This window comes from Pseudalkalibacillus sp. JSM 102089, assembly GCF_041366475.1.
Classification (GTDB): domain Bacteria; phylum Bacillota; class Bacilli; order Bacillales; family Guptibacillaceae; genus Guptibacillus; species Guptibacillus hwajinpoensis_B.
The window spans coordinates 25,779-49,664 of sequence record NZ_JBEWYW010000012.1 but is presented as its reverse complement, the minus strand read 5'-3'; the positions used below and the strand labels follow the sequence as shown (position 1 = coordinate 49,664).

Genomic DNA, 23,886 nt, shown 5'->3' with positions numbered 1-23,886 from the left:
ATATCCGTCAAATGGCTTAAAACCTGTGTTTATAGAGAATATTTAAATGTTAATTTTTTTGAAAATTTTATACAATTTTATCTAAAATTCTCTATAATAGGAGTGAGGTGGTGGACAATGGCGAGATTTATACTCAATCCAGAGAGCAGCAAACCGTTGTACAAACAAATCGTTGATTACTTTGAAAATTCGATTATAAATGGATCTCTTCAAACAGGTAATGCCCTTCCAGCTGAGCGTGACCTGGCTGTCCAACTAGGTGTGAATCGGAGCACCGTTACGACAGCATACGCCGAATTACGTGCAAATGGCTATATAACATCCAGACAAGGGAGTGGCACACGCGTAAGTCCTGAGGCTGCAGATTTAATTCCTGATCATTCAATGACATGGAACAAACTACGAAATCAGCATTTAGCTGATGACTCTTCTTTGTATGGAAAACATTACGATTATTTAAAAGACCCTTCACTAATAAATCTAATATCAGGATCAATAGCGGAAGATTTATGCCTAGCAAAATCTGCTCATGAATTAACACCTTTTACAACTAAGCTTGATAATGCTCCACCAACGAAAGAGCGCGTCACTCACTCAATCTGTCGGTTTATGAAACAATCATGTCTAAGTGAACATATGGTCTTAACATCAAGCCTTGAACAAGCGATGCTCTTATCAGTTAAATGTTTTCTAAACCCCGGGGATGCGATAGCTATGGAAGAACCTGTGAATTACTCACACATAAATATCCTAATTGTCTCAGGCATCCGAGTTATTAAGTATTCAACAGACAAGCCATTAACACAAACCATGTTTCAAAAAGAAAGCATCAAACTTGTAATTGCTAATTCAAACAACATTTACGATCATTCCTTAAGTCATTCAGCCATTTTACAACAAAGAAAAAAACTACTTTCTCAATGTGAGAAAGTAGGCATTCCTATTCTCGAAATTGTTGAAACATCATTACTTACTAATTCTGTAGGAAACGAGCTCCCTTCTTTTTTTGAACTAGGATCGAATCGTGAATTAGTTGTTCAGATTGGCCACTTTACAGGCATAGCCCCAGGACTAAGTTTAGGATGGGTTCTTGGGCCTGACCATGTGGTAAACCGAATACAAGAGGTACAAATGCAACTTTGCATGACTCCTCCTCCTGTATTGCTCGAAATCGTTGATAACATCTTAAATTCTGATGAACTTCATGATCATATTGATACGATCCAAGAACAATTGTATGTAAGAAAGCAGAAAGTCCTGCATAAGCTTAATACTCTTAAAGATCACATAACGATACTTCAAATAGAAGACCCTACCTCAATTTGGTTTGATTTCAAGCCATCGCTTAATCGCCAGGAATTATTTGATACGCTACTAGATTCAAACGTCCTACTTGTGCCACATAAACAAGAGCATGCTGTAAGAATTAGACTACCGCTTTCTTATGTAACAAAAGATCAGCTTTTAGAAGGGACAAGTCGCCTAATCAGTGTCTTAAATACATTACACGTGAGACAATTCGCAGTAATTTACTAATAGATGGCGATAATGATTTCCATTCAAACAACGATCATCCCGGGCAACAATACTTCGTTGGACAGATAAAGACAAATAATCACAAAAAAACGCTATCTCGTGCGAGACAGCGTTTTTTGTTACTTCTTTTTATTTTTTCTTTGAGAATCACGGGCTGTTCCAACTTCAATACCAGTTCCTTGTCCTTCTGGCTGAGATGAAGCAAGTCCATTTGTAGTGGGGTTTGCTTTATGTTTTGCCATTTTTCTCACCTCCACCTTTTAGACTCTCCCGTGCCTCTTTTTATTATCCGATACCTTTCACAACTATGTTAAGAAAAGAGAGTGAGGTATTCCCTGTTCATTCATAAAAACTTCTATTTGAAGTTTGTGATGCTCGTCGTGTTCAATTAATCCTTTAATATAACTTGTTAGACAGAGAGGATACTTATCGATATAAAACGTGTTTTTCCACTCGATTGGGCGCCACTCTAGAAGTCGCTTGACTACTCGTTCCCTTGATTTTATCGTTTCTTTAATTAATTCCTTTTGGATAATCCCAGATCTAGCAAATTGGGCTGCACGGTTGTTCACTGCTTCTACATTTTCAAGCTTTGGCAAAATCGCTTCACTCTTCATGTATGGCATTCGCTCTTCTAATAGATAATCGTCCCATTTCATGATGTGAGAGAGAATTTCAGCTGGAGACCATTTACCTGATTTAATAGGCTTAAAAAACACTTCCTCACTCATCTCCATCGCCGTCGTTTCTAACCAGTTCGTTAATGAAGCATATTCATTTAGAATTGAACGCTCATCTGTCATCTCATCTACTCCTTCCTAAATTAAAGAGCCTAGCGATGCTTTCTAGTTCGATCTCCAGCGATTTTTTTCCACTTTTTCCTCTCCTCAAGCTGAGCCTTCTTATTCGTTTGTCGTTCAAGAAAAGCAAGCTCTCGATTGAACTTTCTATAATTCTCAAACCTTCTTTCTTCTAGCAGTCCATCAGAAATAGCATTTCTTACAGCACATTTTGGTTCACCTTCGTGCTTGCAATCCCTGAAATAACATTGTTCCGCAAGGCTTTCTATATCAGGAAAACTCTGAGACAGGTTATTCGTTTCCCACAATTGAAGTTCTCTCATACCTGGCGTATCAATCAGTACACCTCCAGTAGGAAGAGAAATCAGTTCTCGACTTGTCGTCGTATGTTTACCCTTACCGTCTTCTTCACGAATGTCTTGAACAACTTGAATATCTTGTCCGTATAACTTATTTATAAGCGTGGACTTTCCAGCTCCAGACGAACCAAGAAGAGCGGTTGTCGTTCCCTCAATTAAATAAGGCGTTAAGTCATCAATCCCTATCTCAGTGGCTGAACTAACCACGTGAATTGGTACTCCAACTGCGACACCAGTTAATGCATTCACTTTCTCCATGACGTTATCGCAAAGATCTGCTTTGCTTAAAACAATAACGGGGTTTGCCCCGCTTTCCCACGCCATCAAAAGGTATCGCTCAATTCGACTTGGATTAAAATCCTGATTTAATGCGTTTACAAGAAAAACCGTATCGACATTGGCTACGATAATTTGCTCTTCTGTCGTCGTGCCAGCAATTTTTCGAGAGAACTTACTTTTTCTTGGGAGCAATTGATGAATGATCGCCTTATTCTCTGATTTTGGAGTAATCAGTACCCAGTCACCAACCGCTGGCAAAGCATCACGCTGTGTTACTTCAAATCGGAACTTACCTGAAAGTTCTGCTGCATAAGAATTTTCTCCTGTTGAAACGCTGTAACCTCCACGATGTTCCATTTTAATTCGAGCTGGGATAAGTCCATCTTCTGCCATAGCTTGATAATTTTCTTCAAAGTATGAATTCCATCCTAATTTTATTCGTTTCAATTGAAAGCCTCCTGATTAATAAGTGTAAATATGACAAAAAGCCGTACAATGATGTCGGCTTTTATCATACAATCAGCGTAAGTAATTAGCTGATAAAGTATAAAAAACCATAGACACAATCGCACAGCCCATGGTTTTTGATCTTATTAATCAGAAGTAAGAAAAAGCTCCTACCCTACCAATTGGACTGTGCACAATATGCAATTAACAATGAATTCTTTTTGTTATTTACCATAATGCACAACCCCTTTCCGTTAGTTAGTACTTTTATTATACGCACCATCGCATGAATTAGCAATCTTTTCTGACAAATCAATCGATTTCAATCACTACGGCAATACCTTGTCCTCCACCAATACACAGGGAGGCAACACCATATTTCCCATTTCTGCGCTTTAATTCTTTTGTGAGAGTATAAAGAACACGTGTCCCACTTGCTCCTACTGGGTGTCCTAACGCGATGGCGCCCCCGTTAACATTCACTCGTGAGCGATCAAGCTCTAGCTCCTTTTCAACAGCCAGATACTGAGCTGCGAAAGCTTCATTTACTTCAATCAAGTCCATATCTTGCAATGTCATACCTGCTTTATCTAGTGCCTGTCGAATGGCAGGAACAGGACCAATCCCCATGATTGAAGGATCTACTCCCGCTATTCCCCAAGAAACGATTCGAGCAAGAGGCTTGAGATTTTTTGACGTAACGTAATCTGTTCCTGCTAATACGACCGAAGCTGCCCCATCATTAATTCCACTTGCATTTCCACCAGTGACAGTTCCATCTTTTTTGAAAGCTGGTTTTAAACTAGCTAGCTTATCTTCTGTAGTACCTTCTCGAATATGCTCATCAATCGCAAAGCTTTCCATCCCTTTCTTCCTTTTTATCTCAACAGGGGCGATTTCTTCCGCAAAAATACCTTTCTCTCTTGCTTCGGCTGCTTTTTGCTGGCTTTGGGTTGCATACTCATCTTGATCTTCTCTAGAAATCCCATACTTTACTGCAAGATTCTCTCCCGTTATACCCATTCCAGTTCCAGTGTATTCATCTGTTAACGTAGCCAACAGCATATCATCCATTTTAGGAGCACCCATTTTAGCTCCAAAACGATTTCCTCTTAACGTATAAGGCGATAAACTCATATTCTCCGCTCCGCCGGCAAGGGCCGTTTGACCCTCTCCCATCATAATAGATTGAGCAGCTGATATGACGGCCTGCATTCCAGAACCGCATAAACGATTCACTGTTAGTGCAGGGCTCTCGATCGGTATTCCTGTTCCAAGAGCAATATGACGTGCGAGATAAGAAGCATTTGATGTTGAATGAATCACATTCCCAATAACAGAAAGATCAATTTCACTTGCCTCTATCCCGCTTTTTACTAGCGCTTCCTTGCTTGCCGTAATTCCTAAGTCAGTTGGACTAATATCTTTAAGTGAACCTCCAAACGTTCCAAATGGCGTTCTGGCACCCTCCAAAATAAAAACATCTTTCATGTTCTCCCCTCCATTCTTCTCTATTTTACAAATAAAAGGAAAGCGTTTACAAGTTTTTTTAGAGAGAAAAGATTTAACTCTCTTTCACTGATTGAATCCATTATTGTGCTGTGTATCCTCCATCAATGACCACTGCCTGACCTGTAATTCCTTTTGCCTTGTCGCTTGCTAGAAACATCGTGTAATCCGCAATTTCCTGCACTGTTAACAAACGCTTTTGTGGAACGAGGGGATAGATCACTTCTTCAAGTACTCTCTCTAAAGCCACTTCTCTACTTTTAGCTAAATCTTCAAGCTGACCTCTTACTAGCGGGGTATCAACATATCCTGGGCAAACCGCATTAACCGTGATACCATCTTCCGCTCCTTCAAGTGCCGCTACCTTCGTAAGTCCAATCACTCCATGCTTTGCACTATTATAAGCGGCTTTTCCAGAGAAGCCCACAAGTCCATTAATAGAAGACATGTTAATAATTCGTCCATACTTTTGTTTCTTCATGATTGGAAAGGCGAGCTTAGTTGCAATAAACGGTGCAACAAGCATTACTTTCGTTAACAGCTCAAACTTCTCCGTTTGAAAAGCTTCAATGGCTGAAACGTGTTGAAGTCCTGCATTGTTAATCAGTACATCCAATCGACCAAAGGTGTTAATCGTTTGATTAAATAACGACTCAACTTCCATTTCTTTCGTTACATCACAGCGGATTCCAATCGTATTCATACCGCTTTCTTTTAATTCAGCCGCCGCCTTTTTTACTTTATCCTCATCCAAATCACTAAGAATAACCTTTGCCCCATTTTCAGCAAACACTCGTGCCAACTCTTTCCCAATCCCGCTCGCTGCCCCTGTAATAACGACTACTTTCTTATCCACTAACAAAAAAACCCCTCCTTCGTCGAGCTAAATTCCGAATCCTAAACTGAATAATAGAATTGCTAGGGCAAGTCCAATAAGAGGTACGATGACTGTTAGTGCCCCTACAGCTCCGTAGGCATCCTGGTGTGATTCACCACAAATAGCACGAATCGTTGTTACGACGTAACCATTGTGAGGAAGTGAATCAAGTGCTCCTGAAGAGATTGCAACCGTACGGTGGAGTGCTTCTGGATTCACACCAGCATCAATATAGTGAGGTGCAAGAAGAGGCAAGGCGATAACCTGACCACCAGATGCTGATCCTGTTAACCCAGCGATCACACTGACTGCAATGGCTCCCCCAATAAGAGGACTTCCAGGAATACCAGTCATGAAATCCACGGCTGTTTCAAATGCCGGCACAACCTTGGCTACACCACCAAAACCAACTACAGCTGCTGTATTTCCGATGGCAATCAATGATCCAAGCGTTCCATCAGAAACCGCACGTCCAAAGTTCTCAAAGTATTTGCGATTTAACAAATATGTAGCTACAATTCCTCCAAGTAAAGCAATAATAAGCGCTGATTGTTTCAAGCTATCATGGAAAATGAATGAGATAATTAATACAATGACAAGTGGGACAAGGCCGAGTAATGGATTTGGAAGCGGACGATTTTCCACTTCAGGATCCTCCTTACGCGCTTTAAACCGTTCTCCCTTGGCCACAGCTTTTGAAATCATCCGTTTCAACCACCAGTAGCCAAACAGCGCCATGAACAACGCCACTACTAAACTTACTTCCCAACCGGCATAAGGACTCGTATTTAAATATTCGATCGGAATCCAGTTTTGAATTTCTGGCGATCCTGCAGACGTCATTGTAAAGGTAACCGAGCCAAACGCAAGCGTAGCTGGTATAAAACGACGTGGTAAATCCGCTTGTTTAAATAAACTTACAGCCATTGGATAGACAGAGAATGCGACAACGAAAAGACTAACACCTCCGTACGTTAAGATCGCACAGGCTAGAACAATAGCAAGCACCGCCTGTTTCAATCCAAGTTTTGCTACAACCCATTTGGAGACGCTATCTGCCGCACCGCTGTCTTCCATGACCTTCCCAAAAATCGCTCCAAGTAAAAACATAGGAAACCACGAGGCAACAAATCCTGAGAATCCTCCCATATAGTTACCAATGAAGTTCGGAGCACCTTCTTCAACGAGTTGTGGGAAAAGTGGCAGTCCACTTAGAACAGCTACTACAATAGCGCAGAGTGGACCTGCGACGAGCAAATTCATCCCTTTCATTGTGAGATAAATAAGCAATAGTAACCCACCAATTAATCCAATCATACTTAACATGGCTGTTCCCCCTTTTTAGTAAGCATCATACTGAAGTGTCAGTGACACATTGATTTCAGGTTCTGTAGCATTCCTAATCTCTTCTAACGTGTATCCTGAAGCTATTTCTTGCACGACTAATCCTTCATCGGTAATGTCTAACACCGCTCGATCGGTAATAATTCGATTGACTACACCTTTCCCAGTAAGTGGGAGCGAACATTCCTTCACAATTTTAGGTGCCCCATCTTTGTTAACATGATCCATAATTACCGTGATTTTCTTTGCTCCATGAACGAGATCCATCGCACCACCCATTCCTTTAATCATCTTTCCAGGGATCATCCAATTTGCAAGATCTCCGCCTTCAGATACTTCCATTCCACCGAGTATCGCAAGATCAATGTGACCGCCTCGAATCATTCCGAATGATTCCGCACTATCAAAATAAGAAGCTCCTTCAATTGCTGTTACGGTCTCTTTTCCAGCATTAATGAGGTCCGGATCCAACTCATTCTCTTGTGGATATTCTCCGATACCAAGCAAGCCATTTTCAGATTGGAGGACAATCACTTTATCCTCTGATATGTAATTGGCAACAAGCGTCGGGATCCCAATGCCAAGGTTCACATAATATCCGCTCATAATTTCTTGTTCCGCTCTTCTCGCTATTCGTTCCCGTACATTACTTTTTGTAGCCTTCATCCTTATTCCCCCGATCCATTTCGAACAGTTTTTCGTTCGATTCGTTTTTCCTGCTTAGCTTCTAGGAGTCCCTGAACATAAATTCCAGGCGTATGAATCTGATCTGCATTTAAATCACCTGTAGCTACGATTTTCTCCACTTCAGCCATCGTAACTTTTCCAGAAGCTGCCATCATTGGATTAAAATTGCGAGCCGTTTTGTTATAAATAAGATTGCCTGAATCATCCCCATAGCAGGCTCTAATTAGACTATAGTCAGCGCATAACGCATGCTCTAAAACATATTCTTTCCCATCAAACATTCGCGTTTCCTTTCCTTCAGCTACATTAGTTCCAACGCCTGCAGGGGTATAAAAAGCTGGAATCCCAGCACCACCAGCACGAATTCTTTCAGCAAGTGTTCCCTGCGGAATTAACTCTACTTCAAGCTCACCCGACAGTACCTGTCGTTCAAATTCTTTGTTTTCACCAACATACGAACCGATCATCTTCTTAATTTGATGGTTTTTAAGTAGCAGACCAAGTCCCCAATCGTCTACACCACAGTTATTTGAAATCACTGTAAGGTTCTTGACTCCCGACTCCACTAATCCGAGTATCATTTGTTCTGGAATACCGACTAGACCAAATCCACCGACCATTAACGTTGATCCATCAACAATTTCGCTTACTGCATCATAACCATCCCTATACTGTTCCTTCATCATTCCAACTCCTTTTTTCTTCTCAATCTTTGTAATGCAAGAAACATGCCATAATAGAATAGTTCACAATATTGTAAGCGCATTCAACATTTGGCGGATTATTCTTTTTATTTAAGTTCCGTTTTTCCGGAAAAAATAATCAATTTTCATTCGTCAACCTCTAAAAACACGTTTCTAGAGATATAATATAAACAAATTCCAGAAAACCGGAATAGATTCCGGTTTTCTGGAATTTCATCAAAGATTATACTTTTTAATTTTGTCATATAAGCTCGTTTTCCCTATACCAAGTATTTCGGATGCTGCAAATTTATCATTCTCACATTGAGCAAGCGTTTTACGAATCGCTTCTGATTCAGCTTCTTCTAAAATTTCTCTTAATTTTCTGTTTCCCGCTATGATCCCATCTTTATCTTTTAAGTAATCGGGGAGTGAGGTGACTTCTATTGTTTCACTACGTGTTAAATGAACAGCAGCTTCTAGCGCATTCTCAAGCTCACGAGCGTTACCAGGCCAGTTGTGCTTCCTTAATAATTGAAAGGCTTGCTCGTTAATTCCTATGACGCGCTTTCCTGCTTTCATGGAAATTTTCTTTACAAAAGATTCTGCAAGAGGTTTTACATCCTGAATTCTTTCTCTTAATGGGGGAATTTGTAATTGCATTACATTGATTCGATAGAATAAGTCTTCACGAAAGCGACGTTCCTCTACCATCGCTTCTAAAGGTCGGTTTGTAGCTGCGATTACCCTTACGTCAACTTTTTTCGATGAGACTCCGCCAACTCGTTCTACTTCTCTATCTTGTAGGACACGTAATAATTTCACCTGCATGTTAGGGGGCATGTCTCCTATTTCATCAAGAAAAATTGTACCTGTATTAGCCAGCTCAAATTTTCCTGGCTTCCCTCCTTTTTTCGCTCCTGTAAAAGCCCCTTCCTCGTATCCAAAAAGTTCCGATTCAAGTAGTTGATCAGGTATGGCACCACAATTCACTTTAATAAAAGGTCTATTGCTACGCTCACTCAGTTGATGAATGCTATGTGCAAAAAGTTCTTTACCTGTGCCACTTTCACCACGAATAAGAACCGAAACATTTCCGCTTGCTACTTGCTTCACCTTCTCTTTTAAACTCTGAATCGAATCTGATACACCAACGATGTCATATAAGGAATAATTCGCACCATTTTCCCTTGCAGATCCGCTTCGATAATATTCCAATTCAGATAAAAGCTCTTTAATATGCGTATTCATTTGCTTCCATTGTTCAGTGTCACGAAAGATAACTGTGCCTACAGCTCCGATTAATTCCTTGTTGTGATAAATAGGGACGCGATTGGCAATCATGTAGTTTCCGCGTATGTATTGCAAATCTGCAATTTCTACCTTTCCGCTTCTAGCAACGATATGCATCCGTGTGTTCTCAATGACATCCGTTACGTGCATCCCAATAACTTCTGAGCTATCTACTTCTAGAAATTCACAATACGTTTTGTTCATGAAATCAATCATACCTTCTTTGTTTACAACGACAAGCCATTCGTAAGCGTTATCAATAATAGTTTCTAACATACTGCACTTCTTAGTAAGCTCACCGGGTTTCACTCTAGCCACTCCTTTATCTTTTCTATTAACCATTGTACCATTCAACTAAAACTGCATTTTTTATAAAGTAATTAGTGGTATTCTCGTAACATACAACTCTGTTTTGTTAAATAAAAAGCTGTGTATTTACTATTAATTCTTGAATCTTGGCTTAATTGATTGAAGCACTTTCACTTCAGCGTTCTCACACAGATGTAAAATTCGCCTTCCCTGCCCGCCTGAATGCAATTCCCTTTCCCCAATAACTACTAATTTTACAAAAAAGGTTCCATTTCCTCACATTAGAAAATGGAACAGATCGATTTATATTTTGCTATAGCTTAACCGAATCATATCCCGACAAGGAATACCGTTTTCTATAATCGTCTCAGGATAGCTATCAAAAAAACCCTCAATAATGTCTATTATACGAAAGTGACATTTTTGATAGAGAGCTAATTGATCCAGACTTGAATTACCCGTGCCAATCTCAATCTTGGTCGCTCCAAGCGCCTCTGATCTTTGGATAGCATCGTGAATAAGCTTTTTTCCTATTCCCTTTCCCCTTCTATCCTCTCTTACTGCTATATTCATGATCTCCATTATTTCCTCTTCTTTTTCTACTAACACATAGACTCCCATCACTTCTTGCTCTTCGACTGCAATATAACAGCTTCCAACTTTTAAATAACGTTCAATATGATCGAGAGATGGATCAGCTTCAAGTAGAAGATCATAAGGAAAACCCTTGTTTATTTGCATTATCTTCATCACAAAATCTCCTTACTAGTTCTTTTTCACAAGTTAACCATTCTATCCTTTTATGAACAATGCCTTCAAATATCATAAAAATAAAAAATCGTGCCTCAGCACGATTTAAGATGGTTTGACTTTAGATGTAATGATCACACTAATCACTAGCGACAAAATCAAACTTATAAGATCAATAGGATTATATAGAAGGCCAAACGTAACGGTGCCTGTCACCTGTTGCCCCTTAGCCCAGGCCATCAGCCAATCTGGTTGAAATATAGCATTAACAATTGAACCAATAATTAAATTCAAAATGAAATAGAAACTAATAAGACTGATCGTAAAAATAACGTATTTCTTCAAAACACCATGCTCCTTCTCCAAACGTCTTCTGAATTATTGTAACCTGTTGGAATCAAATTTCACAAATTAAAGAAAGATGCACACCTTTTTTTATAAACCCATAGGGTAATAGCATCACATATTCAGGAGGCCAATGATGTCGTTTAAACATTACCGATACAACGAATGGCCCAATCTGTATTCACCTTGTTATCCCTCTTATTATCGCCCTTTCCCTCCAATTGAAGTGACTCGTTTCCAACAATCAGCTGAGACGTGTTCGAAGCTAATGAAAGATGGAGAGAAACTGCTTAATAAAGTGGAAAACGACGCTCAATTTGCTCATGAATTAAAAGACGCCGCTCAGAAAAATGATCATTCCCATGTTCATATGCTGATTCAACGTGCTGGCGTGACTTCTCCCTTTCACATAGCTTATACGCCAGACGCCATTCGCGTCGATCTCACAGCAGGTAATCAAGATAATTGCAGTGAATTAACGCTAAAGCTCTGCTGGTAAACGTTACTTTAACTTCCTCCGAAGAGAAAAATAAAAAACACTAACCTGAACGAACGGCAGTAGTAGCAATATAAGAATCGGATAGGCTGAGAAATAATGAGATATAACGGGTTGGAAAGTCATTCCAGCAATTAGAAAAGGCGTGACAAACATCATCGCAATATACGCATTGCGACACGCATGGGCGGTTAAGGCTTTTTCACGTTCATCATCCTCACACAGTTCGGAAGGAAGCAAAAGTGCTTCTTTCCATCCCTTATTCTTTCTTCTCTTACTACGAGTGAATATAAAGCCAATAATACCCGTGATCAAAATAGTCAAAAGAATAGGGAGTAGGTTAATCGTAACTTCATTTCCGTCTCCACTTATTATAGTTTTAAATTGCGAAGCTGCATTGAAATAAGTAACCATAGCCCAACTAAAAAGACCAAGTATAACCAAGTTCATTAAATAAACGAAAGATAATTTCACTCTGATTCCCCCTGTAGTTGAAATACTTCCTCCACCGACATGTTAAATTCTCTACAAATATTCATAGCTAATAATAATGAGGGAACATAATCTCCCTTTTCAACAGCTGCAATCGTTTGTCTCGTTACTCCTACTTTTGAAGCGAGCTGCTGCTGCGTTAACTGAAAACGAGCTCTTAGTTCTCTAATTCGATTTTGTAATGTCACCTGAACCCCTCTCTCACATTTCCTTTATCTGTATTCTACATCAAACAAAATGTTAAGTAAACCTAACTTTAAGTTAATGATAATTAACTTTTTGACCAAAGAAAAAAGCCTGGTTTCCCAGGCTATCTATTTTACAATTAGGACGGGACATGGCGATTGTTGAGCAACCTTCTCACTTACGCTTCCAAGCATCCATTTTTTAATTCCACTCAATCCTCGACTACCGATAACAATTAAATCTGCTTCTGTCATAACAGCTAGATCCACGATTTCTTTCGCAGGATCGCCACTTCTTACCTCAGAATGAACATTCACACCCATATGATGCAGTGTTTCTTTCACTTCTCGAAGCATTGCTTCTCCATCACTTCGTTCGACTGTTACGCCACTTTGCTCTTCAGGTATCGGTGTGGGGACACCAGCATGTCCTTCATTACCAATACTTCCAGTGCCATATGGAATTCTCGTCGCTGGTTGAGCTGAAAGTTTATGTGATTCTTTCGCAACATGCACTAAATGAATAGAAGCTTTGCTTAGTTCTGCTAATTTAACTGCCTGGTGGAGCGCTTTTTCACTATCCTCAGAACGATCATAAGCTACTACAATTTTGGTATACATGATACTTTCCTCCTCAGTATTTGAAGTAGTATGGATATACCCCTACTGAGAGGAAAATAACGCCATTACCGAAAACGTATTCATATAGATATATTTGTTACATTAGCCTCATTATCCGGTAATAATAGGTTCTTTTGGATAATGGTAACGTTCGAGAGGAGCATTTCCTCGCATCATCAGTAGAAACGATATAATTCCAATTCTGCCAACAAACATGAGAAACATAATAACCCATTTACCCGCAGTACTTAGTTCAGGAGTGATGCCAAGGGATAAACCCGTTGTACCAAAGGCTGAAGTCACTTCAAATACAATGGCAGTTAATGAGAATGGTTCTGTTGCTGAAAGAATAACGACTGCCAAACCACAAAGACCAGTTGCTGTAAAAATGACGATAAACGATTTGATAATATCATCATGTAAAAGTTCTCTCCCAAAAACTTTGACACTTTTTCGACCTCTTGCAAAATGAACAACTGTTAATACAGCAACAGCAAAAGTAGTCGTTCGAATCCCTCCGCCGACACTGCTTGGAGATGCGCCAATAAACATAAGTAAACTTAACACTAACTGCGTAGACAGAGTGAATTCACTCACGTCCATAGTCGCGAGACCACCATTTCTCGTCGTAACGGACTGAAACAATGAATAGAATAGCGATTGATCCCATGACTTATCAGCCAAGAAATTTCCTGCTTCTAAAATCCATATAAGGGCGGTACCGATTAAAATTAGAGCAAAGAATGTAACCGTCGTAACCTTTGTAAACAACGTAAAGCGGTACGCTACCGTTTCTTTCTTTTGAAATAAGTAATCCTTCAGTTCGATAAGAACAGGGAACCCTATTGCGCCTAATATAAGCAGAATCATGTTAATGGATTGCACAAAATAATCATTTGCATATGGAATAAGTGAACTCCCAGTAATATCAAACCCTGCATTTGTCGTAGCACTTACTGAAGCAAAGAATCCCTGCAAAAAGGCGTCTTGCCACGTATCATAATACTTTAGCAGATAGATCCCAAGAATAATTGTCCCTATCGCTTCAAATAAGAGAATAAGCCCGAGGATTTGCCTCATTAAACTTACAAGGCCAGCTAATGTACCACGATTTTGATCTGTACTAATAAGTTGACGTTCTTTCATTCCTATTTTCTTCCCCATTAATAACCAAATAAAAGTGCCAAGAGTCATAATCCCAATTCCACCGAATTGAAGGACAAAAGCTAGGATGTACGTGCCGGTTGTACTGAACGTATCTGCAGTAGAAACGACAGTTAGTCCTGTAACACTAATTGCACTTACAGCTGTAAATAAAGCATCTATAAAGTTCCATTCAACATTAGCTTGATGGGCAATCGGAAGACTTAACAGAACCGTCGATAATACTACAGCCGCAAAATAGAAAAGAACAATCAGCTGGACGGAAGAAAGTTCTGTTGCTTTTTCTTTGATTTTCATCTTATTCCTCCTCAGCCTCTCTGATCTATGACTGGATTATTACGAACATCGTATTCTTGTAAATCTCACTGTTTAGATAATAACCCTGTTAATAGTATAATAAAAAATGTCAATTGTTTAAATATTGGGGGAACTACTGTGGATGATCAACGATACGAGCGTGAATTACTCACCTTGAAAACCATTGCCGAAACATTAAATCGTTCAACCGACCTGAAGACGATGCTTCAATCTGTTCTTGAAGAGCTTTTGAACGTCACCGGACTCAAAACAGGATGGATTTTCTTATCAAACTATAAGAAGCAGTTTACTTGTACAGCCGATGCAAGACTTCCTGAAGCTCTTGCATTGAAAGAAAAGGAACCAATGTGTAAAGGAACTTGCTGGTGCTTAAATAAATTTTGGGATGGACGACTGAACGAAGCAGTTAACATCATTGAATGTAAACGAATTGAAGATGCCATTCATCACAAAACCGGTGATACAGAAGGATTAACTCATCATGCGACCGTTCCATTAACTGCCGCCGGGGAATCATTTGGTATTTTAAATGTTGGCTCTCCTGGTAAAGAAAAGTTTACTGAAGAAGAACTTACTCTACTTGAATCGGTTGCTTTTCAAATTGGAACAGCTATTAAACGAGTACGATTATATCAAGATGAGCAAAAACGTGCAGAAAACTATTCGAAACTTGAATCACTTACAAGAGAATTATGGAAGTGCGAACATACTGAAGAGATCATTAACGGGATTGTACGGCAAACCGCTCAATCTTTTAACTGGCCTATCGTCGGTTATTTCCATAATACCGGTCACCAGCATCTTCTCCACTCTTTGTACGATCAAAACAAATTAAACGTAATAAACATGCCTTATTCTGATGATACACTAAAAGAAGTTATAGAAGCAGTGGCTAAAGAAAGTCCCGTTACACCTCAAACGTTTCATCTTCCAATTGATGCGGAAATCACTGAAATTCATGCCCGCGCGGTCACGATTCGAAATGATCAAATAGGTATTCTATTTGCTCTTAGTCACAACGATGTAAGGCTCTCAAAAATAGATGAAGAAATTTTACAAGCTGTTGCTGATCACACGGCTCTTGCGATTGAGCAATCACGGGTAAATGAAAAGAGACAGGAGCTCATCCTCTCTGAAGAACGAAACAGACTTGCAAGAGACTTGCATGATTCCGTTAGCCAAAAACTGTTCTCATTATCAATGACAGCACGTGGTGCACAGAGTATCCAAGACAATCCTCTAGTTCTTAATGAGGCATTAGTCGATATTCAACAGCTATCACAGAAAGCAATGCAAGAAATGAAAACATTAATCTGGCAGCTTCGACCTGTGGGAATTGAAGCCGGCGTGATGACGTCCCTTAAAAATTATGCACTAGGACTAGGTCTTCAAGCCGTTTGTGACGTTTCAGGTCTTAAACTCCTCCCTAGACCAATAGAAGAGGCGCTCTTCCGGATTGGTCAAGAAGCGCTCAACAATATACATAAGCATGCTGCTGTAAATGAAGTATCACTTCAGCTGGCATTTTCTGAAACCGATGCTAGCTTAACAATTGTGGATCACGGTGTTGGCTTTGATCAAACGACTGTTGGGGATTGCACCCTTGGTCTTAGAGGAATGAAAGAACGTGCGGCCATACTAGGTGGCCATTTATCCATCACAAGTACAAGAAACTTTGGAACAACAGTACAAGTTATACTGCCGATATGAGAGGAGGATATGATGAAAATTAAATTACTTCTTGCTGATGACCATCTTATGGTTCGAAAAGGACTTCGCTTATTCTTACAAACACAGGAGGATATTGAAATTGTTGGGGAAGCAGGAAATGGAGTTGAAGCCGTGAAGCTTGCTTATGAGCTCAGTCCTGACGTTATTTTAATGGATCTAGTTATGCCTGAAATGGATGGAATTGAAGCAACTAAGCAATTGAAAAAGAACGCACCACACATCAAAATTATTATCTTAACAAGTTTTTCAGATCAGGATCATGTTCTTCCAGCCATTAGCGCTGGTGCTGAAGGGTATCAATTAAAAGATATTGACCCTGATGAGTTAGTTTACACAATACGCGCAGCATTTAGCGGTAAACGCCACCTTCATCCACTCGCTACAAATCAGCTGATGTCTCATATGACTAAGAAAGATCAAGTCGAGGATGAACGCAGAATCACAACCCTTACACCAAGGGAGAAAGAGGTATTAAGAGAAATAACTCTTGGGAAGAGCAATAAAGAGGTTGCTGCCTCTTTATATATTACTGAGAAAACAGTAAAAACTCATGTAAGTAGTATTCTTTCCAAATTAAATTTTCACGATCGTACTCAGGCTGCTCTCTTCGCGACAAAGCAGAACTGGTTTGAAAATGAAATCTACAACTAAAGGCTGAGACTGAATTCCTTCTTCCCTCCGATGTCCGATACAAGAATTTAAAATACACTTAGATTGAAATACTCACAATTGAGGTAATAAAAGAATATAGAGGTATGAGAAAGGAGCTTTCCTATGAAAGTAATGGTGATGAACGGTAGTCCAAGAGACAAATCTATGACGAGGAACTTAACAAATACAGTTACCGATCAATTAGACGAAAAGGGAATTGAAGTGCTCACATTCGACGCAGGATTCCATGACCTCCCTTTGTTTAAAGGTAGAAAAGAAGATCTTGATCATCCAGAGGTGCAGCGCCTCATAAACCACGCAACAAAAGCTGATGCATTTGTTATTTGCTCACCTGAATACCACAATGGCATGAGCGGAGCCTTAAAAAACGCACTCGATTTTTTAGGGGGTTCTCATTTCAAACATAAGCCAACTGTTCTTGCTTCTGTTGGCGGTGGTGGAAAAGGCGGTATTAACGCATTGAACAATATGAGAACAGTTATGAGAGGGTTATATGCTCTCGTCCTCCCAGATCAATTCTGCGCAGATCCCACATGCTTTGATGAGAAAGGTTACATGGTGGAAACAAAAGCGAAAGAACGTCTCACAATCGTTATAGATGAACTTGTTTCCCTATCCCAAACCATAGAAAACAAAATAGAAGTACAGTAAAAAGGAGCCCGGTAGCGAAAAGCTATCGGGCTTTTTTGGTCTATTCTATGACTCCCGACTCTGTTACTTTTACATCCATATGAAATTCGATATCCATATCAGGATAGCGGTCCATCCAATCATCATGATTGAAATCTCCCCGAGTCACACTACGAATCGCATTGCCAAGACCAAGGGGATCAATATTTAGCCGTTGGAATTCTTGTATCATCTCATTTCCTCTGGTTTCAATTTCAGTCTCCATCGTTTTCTCAATTTCTTTGAGCGCCGAAGGGGTTAACTGTTTTCCAGAATACTCCTTGATTACACCCAAAACCTTACCGTGTATTTTAATCTCATTCCTTCCAACCTTCTTTAAGTTTAGGTTCCTTTTCGAAGCAATATTATAAATAGCTGCATGATCTTCCTCATTGAGTTTGACAGTAAATGAATCATTACTAGAAAACTTCTCATACAGAATTTTGAATGTAAACAAACTTTGTGAGTCAAGGGTAGTAACCATCTTATCTCCATTAAATAAAGCAATACCAATAATCTTCACCTTATCGCCGTCTTGTTCAACCAGCGGTAAGATCGGGTCATTCCCTTCTGAGTAATAATGGTACAAAAAATTGTGCAAACTCGTTTCGGGAAGCATACCGTGCTTACTATTATGACTTAGAGTGTCGTGTATGAATGTGCCTGTATCCACGTTTCCATAATTGGTAGTTAATAATGTTTCCAAGTCGCTGTTTGAAATGCCTAAGAATACTCTTGAACCAATGGAAGGGTCTCTTTGGAGCGTATCAACTAATTCAATTATGCCTTCCGATTCTGCCATTTCCCTACTAAAGAGAGCAACCTCCAACTTTCCACTTACAAATGATTTTGATGACTCTGAATTATATTGACTGCGAATTTCTTTACTCAGTTCAGCTGTTTGAATAAAGATACTATTATCCACTCTCCCATTAGCTTGATATTGTGGAGCTACTGCAATCCCTTTAATTAACTTTTCTTCATTTTCTTCATCTGGAAGGTCATAACCAATAATCGTTACCATTTGAATATCATCAAGAATACTGCTTTCAACACACCCTGTCAGTACAGCACTACATAATAAGAATACTAGGATCAGCCTCATTCTGACCTTCCCACCTTACTTTTGATATACTGAGCTACAAATAAGAATGGTACATAAAGATAAACAAAATAAAATCCCACTTGACTCGTATACTGATTTAGTAAGTCAATGCTTTCTCGTCTTGCGAAAGCGCTACTAGCCAGTAAAATAATAAAAAGGAGCGGGATCGTTACGTTTCGTTGACTGATGTTTGATAATCTCCTAATTGCTCTTCCCCCAGCCCATATCGTAATGCAAAGGTTTGGAAGGATGACTAATGCCCACGAAGCAATACCAATGTACTCAAAACGCTGAACAAAAGGCATTTCAGCAATTTTCCATGTTGTTAGCGTCGCCCAAATGGTTTTCTGAAGCTGTTCTGTACTAAAGAAAGCAATCGTTGTAATCATAACTGTAGTGTATATAAAGACCGTAAATAAATGTCCCCCCTGCGCCCATCGATGTGATTTCTCAGGATCTTTAATAAACGGTAGGTACATAAAAAGCGTTGAGAATCCTAAATAAGATAGAGAAGCACCCTTAACTCCCTCATACAGTTCAAACAAAGAGTGATTAAATACCGGTAAAAGGTCTCGGAAGTGTCCATAAAACATCGGAAAAATCATCGTTAGAATAAGATAAAATGGCAATACGACTCCAAAGAAAGCTATACCGGCAACTACCCTAAACCCACCCGATAAACAATAATAGACTAAAAGGAGAAATACAGAACCGAAGATCCATTTATTTAAGTCTGGAAACATCCATACTTGAACTACTTCGATATATGTACGTAGAATAGTCACACTCATTGCAATGAAATAAACAATAGCAATCCAGCTTAATAATCCTCCTAACCATTTCCCAAAAAGATTTTGATGTAACGAAATGAGATCCCCTTTTTCCTTTAGCATGATTTTATATATCAAAAAAATAATCACATTTAAACTAAGGCCAGCAACTAGTACCGAAATCCAAGCATCATTTCCTGCATACTTTGCGCTGATTCTTTGAAACCCCATAACTCCTACCCCAACTTGAACGGAGTGAACAAGGTAAAACACTAGAAATGGAGATACTTTATACTCATCTTTCACTTCTGGTCCAGCCATATAAAAGCATCTCCTTTCTGCGTTTACTCATGGAAATCATTTTTTTCTTTCTTCGTTACTGGATTAAAACGTACTGTATCTTCTGTTTGTAATTGAATAGGTCGCTTATTTTGAAATTTCAACGGAAGCCTAATAAGAGCATCCTTTAAATCCTGAACACGTAATGGGTAGATTGGCTCAAGGAATGGTCTACCTAACGATTTTAATTTGAGAAGGTGAGCTATTAAAAAACTAAAGCAAATTGTTACACCAAGGAGCCCCCACAGATGAGCGAAAAATAGGAAAGGAAACCTTGTTAAACGAATAGTGTTGCTCATTCGATAGACAGGAGTTGTAAAGGAGGCAAGGGCAGAAAGTGCCACGATAATTAATAGGACGTTGCTTGTTAATCCTGCTTCAACTGAAGCAGTCCCAATAACAATACCGCCTACAATACCAATCGTTTGACCAACTTTTGTCGGCAATCTTGCGCCTGCTTCTCTTAGCAACTCAATGGCTAACTCCAAAAATATAGCTTCTAGAATAGGGGGTAGCGGTATTCGTTGTCTGGAGCTAACGAGGGTGCCGAGTAGATCTTTCGGTATCAGTTCGTAATGATAGGTTAATGTTGCTACATAAACCGGTGTCACAAGTATTGAAAATAAAATCGCAAAAATGCGGATCATGCGGGCACTTGAGGCGACGATCCAATTCACAAAATAGTCTTCAAATGCGGAAAAGAATTCAACAAGGGTTGTTGGTCCTATTAAAGCCTGGGGTGATCCATCTGATAGAATGACTACTTTCCCTTCGCATAACACAGATGTCGCACGATCAGGTCTTTCTGTATCAATAAGTTGCGGAAACGGAGAGTTTTTACTATCAGATATCAGTTGCATAAGAACGGAACTATCGACAACCTGATCCACTTTAAGATCTTTGAGACGTTGTTTAACAGTGTTTACATTTTCTTCGTTCGCAATTCCGTCCAGATAAAGAATGACTACTTTCGTATTTGTCAGCTTGCCAATCGTCAGCTCATATGCTTTTAATTCATGAACCGGCAACCTCTTACGGATCAGATGTAAATTGGTATCTAAAGATTCTACAAATGCTTCCTTTGAGCCCACAACTGTAAATTCGACTTCAGGTTGTGTGATCGCTCTGGCTTTTTTTACCTGACAAGGTATCATCGCGCATTTTGTGGCAGATTCATTCAAGCGAATAATAATAAAACCCATCATTACTTTTTCACAAATTATCTTAAGATCTTCTGTAATGATGACGCCTGGAACGGGTACCCTTTTCTTCACCTCATCAAGTGACTTCAATGGTTCTCTCACGAGATAGGGTAAAATGTGGTCGTTGAATTCATTCTCATGAATAAGCGTTTTAAAATAATATAAAAAGAAAGAGCTGTTATCCTGTTTATTTTCAAAATGCAAAAAATCATCGGAGTCTTTTAAGCTTTTAATTAGCTCAGGCAAGTTTTTCAGGTTATCGGGAGATCGACTTTTTTTAAACCATCGAAGCACTTTCAGTCACCACACATTCTCATGTTCTCCTTGTAGTTTCTACAAGTCACATCAATTTATCCACCTCCAGACTTCATCAATGAAATCAAACCAAATAAAAAAAGCGTGTCATTATGACACGCTTTTTCCTTTATTGCCCTTGTGCAAGTGAGTATGCAATCTTACCGTCAAAGGAATATAAGTTCTCGATCTTAATCCAATCTAATTCTTCTAATTCAATTTGAGTTAGTAGCTCACGGATGGCTCCTTGAGTTTCTTTTTTACCTTCAACTGGTTGGAACCTACAGCGCCAGTGATCAGATAAGAATGTTTCAGAGAATCCATTTGGATATACTTTCACGCCACGGTTGGTCATCATCACAAATTCGTGATTGCTTTGCGCCGCTGCACGCGTAAGCTTTTCTGCAATTTCATCAATCGTTAACGTATTGTTGAACAAGAATACATCCGTTCCATCAAGCTCGCGTTCAGGAACATAATTGGGACGAGTCGAATCTTCTTTCTCTTCCAATACTTCTTTACGATATACCACCGGTTCAAGAACTGAAGGAGATTGACCAAGACGTTCAACTACAGCATGAGCGAATTCTTTCGTTCCAACAGCATTTTTCCCTTTTGCAATATCGCCTGTTAGCACACCATCCTCGATTGTTTTCAACCATGCATTGTGAATTTTCTCTGCAGCTTCAGGCTGTCCAATATGAACAAGCATCATAATCGCACCGTGCAGAAGACCTGATGGGTTCGCAATACCTTTACCTGCGATATCAGGAGCGCTTCCGTGAATAGCTTCAAACATCGCAATTTGATCACCGATATTGGCTGATCCCGCCAAACCTACACTTCCAGCAATTTGAGCGGCAATATCAGAAGCGATATCACCATATAAATTCAATGTAACGATTACATCAAATTCTTCAGGCGAATCAGCTAAGCGTGCCATACCAATGTCAACAATATAACTATTAGATTCAATTTCAGGATATTCAGCCGCAATCTCTTTAAAAACCTGATGGAAAAGACCATCACTTAATTTCATGATGTTATCTTTCACGAGACATGTTACTTTCTTGCGATTGTTTTTACGAGCATATTCAAATGCATGACGAATGATACGCTCAGAGCCCGGTCGTGAAATAAGCTTCAAGCTTTGTACAACGTCCGGTGTTTGCTGATGCTCAATTCCTGAATAGAGGTCTTCTTCATTTTCTCGAACAATGACAAGATCCATGTCAGGATGCTTATTTTCTACAACAGGGTTATAAGAAACGCAAGGGCGAACGTTTGCATATAGACCCATAGCGGTACGAATGGTTACATTTAAGCTCTTGTATCCTCCACCCTGTGGTGTTGTAATAGGGGCTTTGAGAAGTACCTTAGTTCTACGCAACGAATCCCATGCTTCCTGAGGGATTCCCGTTGAATTTCCAGAAAGGTATACTTTCTCTCCAACGTCAATAAATTCAGGCTCAATTTCAGCCCCAGCTTGTTCTAAGATATGCAAGGTTGCTTCCATAATTTCTGGACCAATGCCGTCTCCTGTTGCTACCGTAATTGGGCGCTTTTCTGCCATAATTTTCTCTCCTTCTCTCTGGTCTATCAATACACATTGAAAAACCCGGTAGGCTCAATAAGAGAACACCGGATCTTTCAGATACAGTGAAATATCCATTTCTCAAGATCGTCCAATTCAGGACTTGAATCATGGAATAAACCAACATTTTGTTATCGCTTTCCAAGGTTATTATAGAAATCATGTGCTTTTTTGTCAATTTTACAGAGTTTCTGTCATCGTGGCTAAAAAAAAACCAGCCCCTAAAGGAAGAGGACTGGTTGATCATTATTGAAGCGCTTTGACGTCGTCCACGATCTCTTCAAATGGAACGTTAGAATAGCCAGAATACTTCTTAACGGCAATACCTTCTTTATTAATAAGGTAGAAATTAGTACCATGAATGAATTGATCTGAACTTGGGTCAGCATCTACCGCCGTTTTAAAACTACTTTCCGCAAAACCTTTTATTTCTTCTTCAGTGTATCCAGTTAAGAAGTGCCAGTTAGATAGATCAGCATCAAATTTTTCAGAGAACGTCACAAGCTGTTCAGGAGTATCCCGTTCAGGATCTACTGAAAATGAAACGAGCTCTACCTCTACATCTGCTTCACTTAGCTTATCCTGTAGCTGTGACATATTCGCTGTCATTGGGGGACATACTGTCTCACAATTTGTAAAAATAAAATCAGCTATCCACACTTTTCCTTCTAAATCATTTAATCCATACTCACTTTTTGTATGGTCTGTATATGTAAAATCTTGTACTTCCCAATCGAGATCGTCAGGAACGTCTTTCCCACATGCAGCTAGTACGACAAGAAGAGTTATTACTGTTACTAATAACAGTCGATTCTTCATAATGGTTACCTCCAATAAAAATAAAATTAAGCGCTCTCTTTACCTTATCTCAAAATAAGGAAAGATGCTATACGACGTAAATATCGGTTTTGAGAATTTCATGAACAAAAAGCTGTTTCTCTCAAAAAAACATCATTCTTTCTATAGTCTAAAGGTTTAAACTTTTGAACTATAAGTATTTAAAAAGAGTAGAAGGA

At 39.4% G+C, this 23,886-nt stretch carries 25 protein-coding genes; 5 read left to right on the top strand and 20 right to left on the bottom strand.

The features are described 5' to 3' along the window. Nucleotides 1-117: 117 nt before the first annotated feature. Nucleotides 118-1,536 carry a PLP-dependent aminotransferase family protein gene (locus ABVF21_RS19320; RefSeq protein WP_371018797.1) on the top strand — a complete coding sequence of 473 codons (1,419 nt, stop codon included), beginning with the start codon at nt 118-120 and terminating at the stop codon, nt 1,534-1,536. A gap of 119 nt (nt 1,537-1,655) precedes the next feature. On the opposite strand, the gene ABVF21_RS19315 is transcribed toward ABVF21_RS19320, so the two are convergent. From ABVF21_RS19315 to ABVF21_RS19265, 11 genes are all read right to left on the bottom strand, one after another. Beyond that, complete coding sequence (locus ABVF21_RS19315; protein ID WP_371018796.1) at nt 1,656-1,778, bottom strand: YuzL family protein; 123 nt, start codon at nt 1,776-1,778, stop codon at nt 1,656-1,658. A gap of 63 nt (nt 1,779-1,841) precedes the next feature. Further along, on the bottom strand, nt 1,842-2,339 hold the full coding sequence (locus tag ABVF21_RS19310) for a DinB family protein (protein WP_371018795.1): 498 nt from the start codon (nt 2,337-2,339) through the stop codon (nt 1,842-1,844). Nucleotides 2,340-2,368: 29 nt separating this feature from the next. Beyond that, nucleotides 2,369-3,367 (bottom strand): ribosome small subunit-dependent GTPase A, encoded by a 999-nt coding sequence (rsgA, locus tag ABVF21_RS19305; RefSeq protein WP_371018813.1) that lies wholly within the window; start codon nt 3,365-3,367, stop codon nt 2,369-2,371. Nucleotides 3,368-3,733: 366 nt separating this feature from the next. Beyond that, the gene (locus ABVF21_RS19300) at nt 3,734-4,912 is read right to left on the bottom strand and encodes an acetyl-CoA C-acetyltransferase (protein ID WP_303532917.1); all 1,179 of its coding nucleotides are present in this window, start codon (nt 4,910-4,912) and stop codon (nt 3,734-3,736) included. Nucleotides 4,913-5,012: 100 nt separating this feature from the next. Beyond that, the gene (locus ABVF21_RS19295) at nt 5,013-5,792 is read right to left on the bottom strand and encodes a 3-hydroxybutyrate dehydrogenase (RefSeq protein ID WP_303532918.1); all 780 of its coding nucleotides are present in this window, start codon (nt 5,790-5,792) and stop codon (nt 5,013-5,015) included. Between the two features lie 21 nt (nt 5,793-5,813). Beyond that, nucleotides 5,814-7,133, bottom strand: coding sequence for a GntP family permease (locus ABVF21_RS19290; protein ID WP_303532920.1), 1,320 nt, complete (start codon nt 7,131-7,133; stop codon nt 5,814-5,816). 15 nt (nt 7,134-7,148) lie between these two features. Beyond that, on the bottom strand, nt 7,149-7,817 hold the full coding sequence (locus ABVF21_RS19285) for a CoA transferase subunit B (protein WP_303532922.1): 669 nt from the start codon (nt 7,815-7,817) through the stop codon (nt 7,149-7,151). Nucleotides 7,818-7,819: 2 nt separating this feature from the next. Then, nucleotides 7,820-8,521, bottom strand: coding sequence for a CoA transferase subunit A (locus ABVF21_RS19280; RefSeq protein ID WP_371018794.1), 702 nt, complete (start codon nt 8,519-8,521; stop codon nt 7,820-7,822). A 237-nt stretch (nt 8,522-8,758) separates the two neighbouring features. Continuing rightward, nucleotides 8,759-10,123: a sigma-54 interaction domain-containing protein gene (locus ABVF21_RS19275; RefSeq protein ID WP_371018793.1), complete on the bottom strand. Its 1,365-nt coding sequence runs from the start codon at nt 10,121-10,123 to the stop codon at nt 8,759-8,761. Nucleotides 10,124-10,426: 303 nt separating this feature from the next. After that, nucleotides 10,427-10,873, bottom strand: a complete 447-nt coding sequence (locus tag ABVF21_RS19270; protein ID WP_371018792.1) for a GNAT family N-acetyltransferase — start codon at nt 10,871-10,873, stop codon at nt 10,427-10,429. Between the two features lie 105 nt (nt 10,874-10,978). Continuing rightward, nucleotides 10,979-11,218: a hypothetical protein gene (locus ABVF21_RS19265; protein WP_194219929.1), complete on the bottom strand. Its 240-nt coding sequence runs from the start codon at nt 11,216-11,218 to the stop codon at nt 10,979-10,981. 136 nt (nt 11,219-11,354) lie between these two features. Between ABVF21_RS19265 and ABVF21_RS19260 the strand changes: the two genes are divergently transcribed. Next, nucleotides 11,355-11,717: a hypothetical protein gene (locus ABVF21_RS19260; protein ID WP_303532927.1), complete on the top strand. Its 363-nt coding sequence runs from the start codon at nt 11,355-11,357 to the stop codon at nt 11,715-11,717. A gap of 3 nt (nt 11,718-11,720) precedes the next feature. Here ABVF21_RS19260 and ABVF21_RS19255 read toward each other — a convergent pair whose 3' ends face one another. The 4 genes from ABVF21_RS19255 to ABVF21_RS19240 all read right to left on the bottom strand — a co-directional run bounded on the left by ABVF21_RS19255 (nt 11,721) and on the right by ABVF21_RS19240 (nt 14,473). Continuing rightward, entirely contained in the window at nt 11,721-12,188 is a 468-nt protein-coding gene (locus ABVF21_RS19255; protein WP_371018791.1) for a hypothetical protein, read from the bottom strand. Beyond that, nucleotides 12,185-12,394 carry a helix-turn-helix transcriptional regulator gene (locus ABVF21_RS19250; RefSeq protein ID WP_303532931.1) on the bottom strand — a complete coding sequence of 70 codons (210 nt, stop codon included), beginning with the start codon at nt 12,392-12,394 and terminating at the stop codon, nt 12,185-12,187. Before ABVF21_RS19250 ends, ABVF21_RS19255 begins: the two co-directional genes overlap by 4 nt. A 126-nt stretch (nt 12,395-12,520) precedes the next feature. Continuing rightward, on the bottom strand, nt 12,521-13,012 hold the full coding sequence (locus ABVF21_RS19245) for a universal stress protein (RefSeq protein ID WP_303532932.1): 492 nt from the start codon (nt 13,010-13,012) through the stop codon (nt 12,521-12,523). Between the two features lie 111 nt (nt 13,013-13,123). Continuing rightward, on the bottom strand, nt 13,124-14,473 hold the full coding sequence (locus ABVF21_RS19240) for a TrkH family potassium uptake protein (RefSeq protein WP_371018790.1): 1,350 nt from the start codon (nt 14,471-14,473) through the stop codon (nt 13,124-13,126). A gap of 138 nt (nt 14,474-14,611) precedes the next feature. Here ABVF21_RS19240 and ABVF21_RS19235 point away from each other — a divergent pair, with 138 nt between their 5' ends. The 3 genes from ABVF21_RS19235 to ABVF21_RS19225 all read left to right on the top strand — a co-directional run bounded on the left by ABVF21_RS19235 (nt 14,612) and on the right by ABVF21_RS19225 (nt 17,548). Next, nucleotides 14,612-16,204: a GAF domain-containing sensor histidine kinase gene (locus tag ABVF21_RS19235; RefSeq protein ID WP_371018789.1), complete on the top strand. Its 1,593-nt coding sequence runs from the start codon at nt 14,612-14,614 to the stop codon at nt 16,202-16,204. Nucleotides 16,205-16,216: 12 nt separating this feature from the next. Continuing rightward, nucleotides 16,217-16,876 carry a response regulator gene (locus ABVF21_RS19230; RefSeq protein WP_303532937.1) on the top strand — a complete coding sequence of 220 codons (660 nt, stop codon included), beginning with the start codon at nt 16,217-16,219 and terminating at the stop codon, nt 16,874-16,876. A gap of 123 nt (nt 16,877-16,999) precedes the next feature. Next, a complete protein-coding gene (locus tag ABVF21_RS19225; RefSeq protein WP_194220170.1) occupies nt 17,000-17,548 on the top strand; it encodes an NADPH-dependent FMN reductase in 549 nt (182 codons plus the stop codon). 40 nt (nt 17,549-17,588) lie between these two features. Here the strand turns inward: ABVF21_RS19225 and ABVF21_RS19220 are convergent, their stop codons facing one another. The 5 genes from ABVF21_RS19220 to ABVF21_RS19200 form a co-directional block, all read right to left on the bottom strand. After that, the gene (locus ABVF21_RS19220) at nt 17,589-18,671 is read right to left on the bottom strand and encodes a Ger(x)C family spore germination protein (RefSeq protein ID WP_303532939.1); all 1,083 of its coding nucleotides are present in this window, start codon (nt 18,669-18,671) and stop codon (nt 17,589-17,591) included. Further along, nucleotides 18,668-19,762: a GerAB/ArcD/ProY family transporter gene (locus ABVF21_RS19215; RefSeq protein WP_303532941.1), complete on the bottom strand. Its 1,095-nt coding sequence runs from the start codon at nt 19,760-19,762 to the stop codon at nt 18,668-18,670. The genes ABVF21_RS19220 and ABVF21_RS19215 overlap by 4 nt, the downstream gene beginning before the upstream one ends. Nucleotides 19,763-19,785: 23 nt before the next feature. Next, a complete protein-coding gene (locus ABVF21_RS19210) occupies nt 19,786-21,276 on the bottom strand; it encodes a spore germination protein (protein ID WP_303532944.1) in 1,491 nt (496 codons plus the stop codon). 130 nt (nt 21,277-21,406) lie between these two features. Beyond that, nucleotides 21,407-22,849, bottom strand: a complete 1,443-nt coding sequence (locus ABVF21_RS19205) for an NADP-dependent isocitrate dehydrogenase (protein WP_371018788.1) — start codon at nt 22,847-22,849, stop codon at nt 21,407-21,409. Nucleotides 22,850-23,116: 267 nt separating this feature from the next. Continuing rightward, complete coding sequence (locus ABVF21_RS19200) at nt 23,117-23,689, bottom strand: SCO family protein (protein ID WP_371018787.1); 573 nt, start codon at nt 23,687-23,689, stop codon at nt 23,117-23,119. Nucleotides 23,690-23,886: the final 197 nt, after the last annotated feature.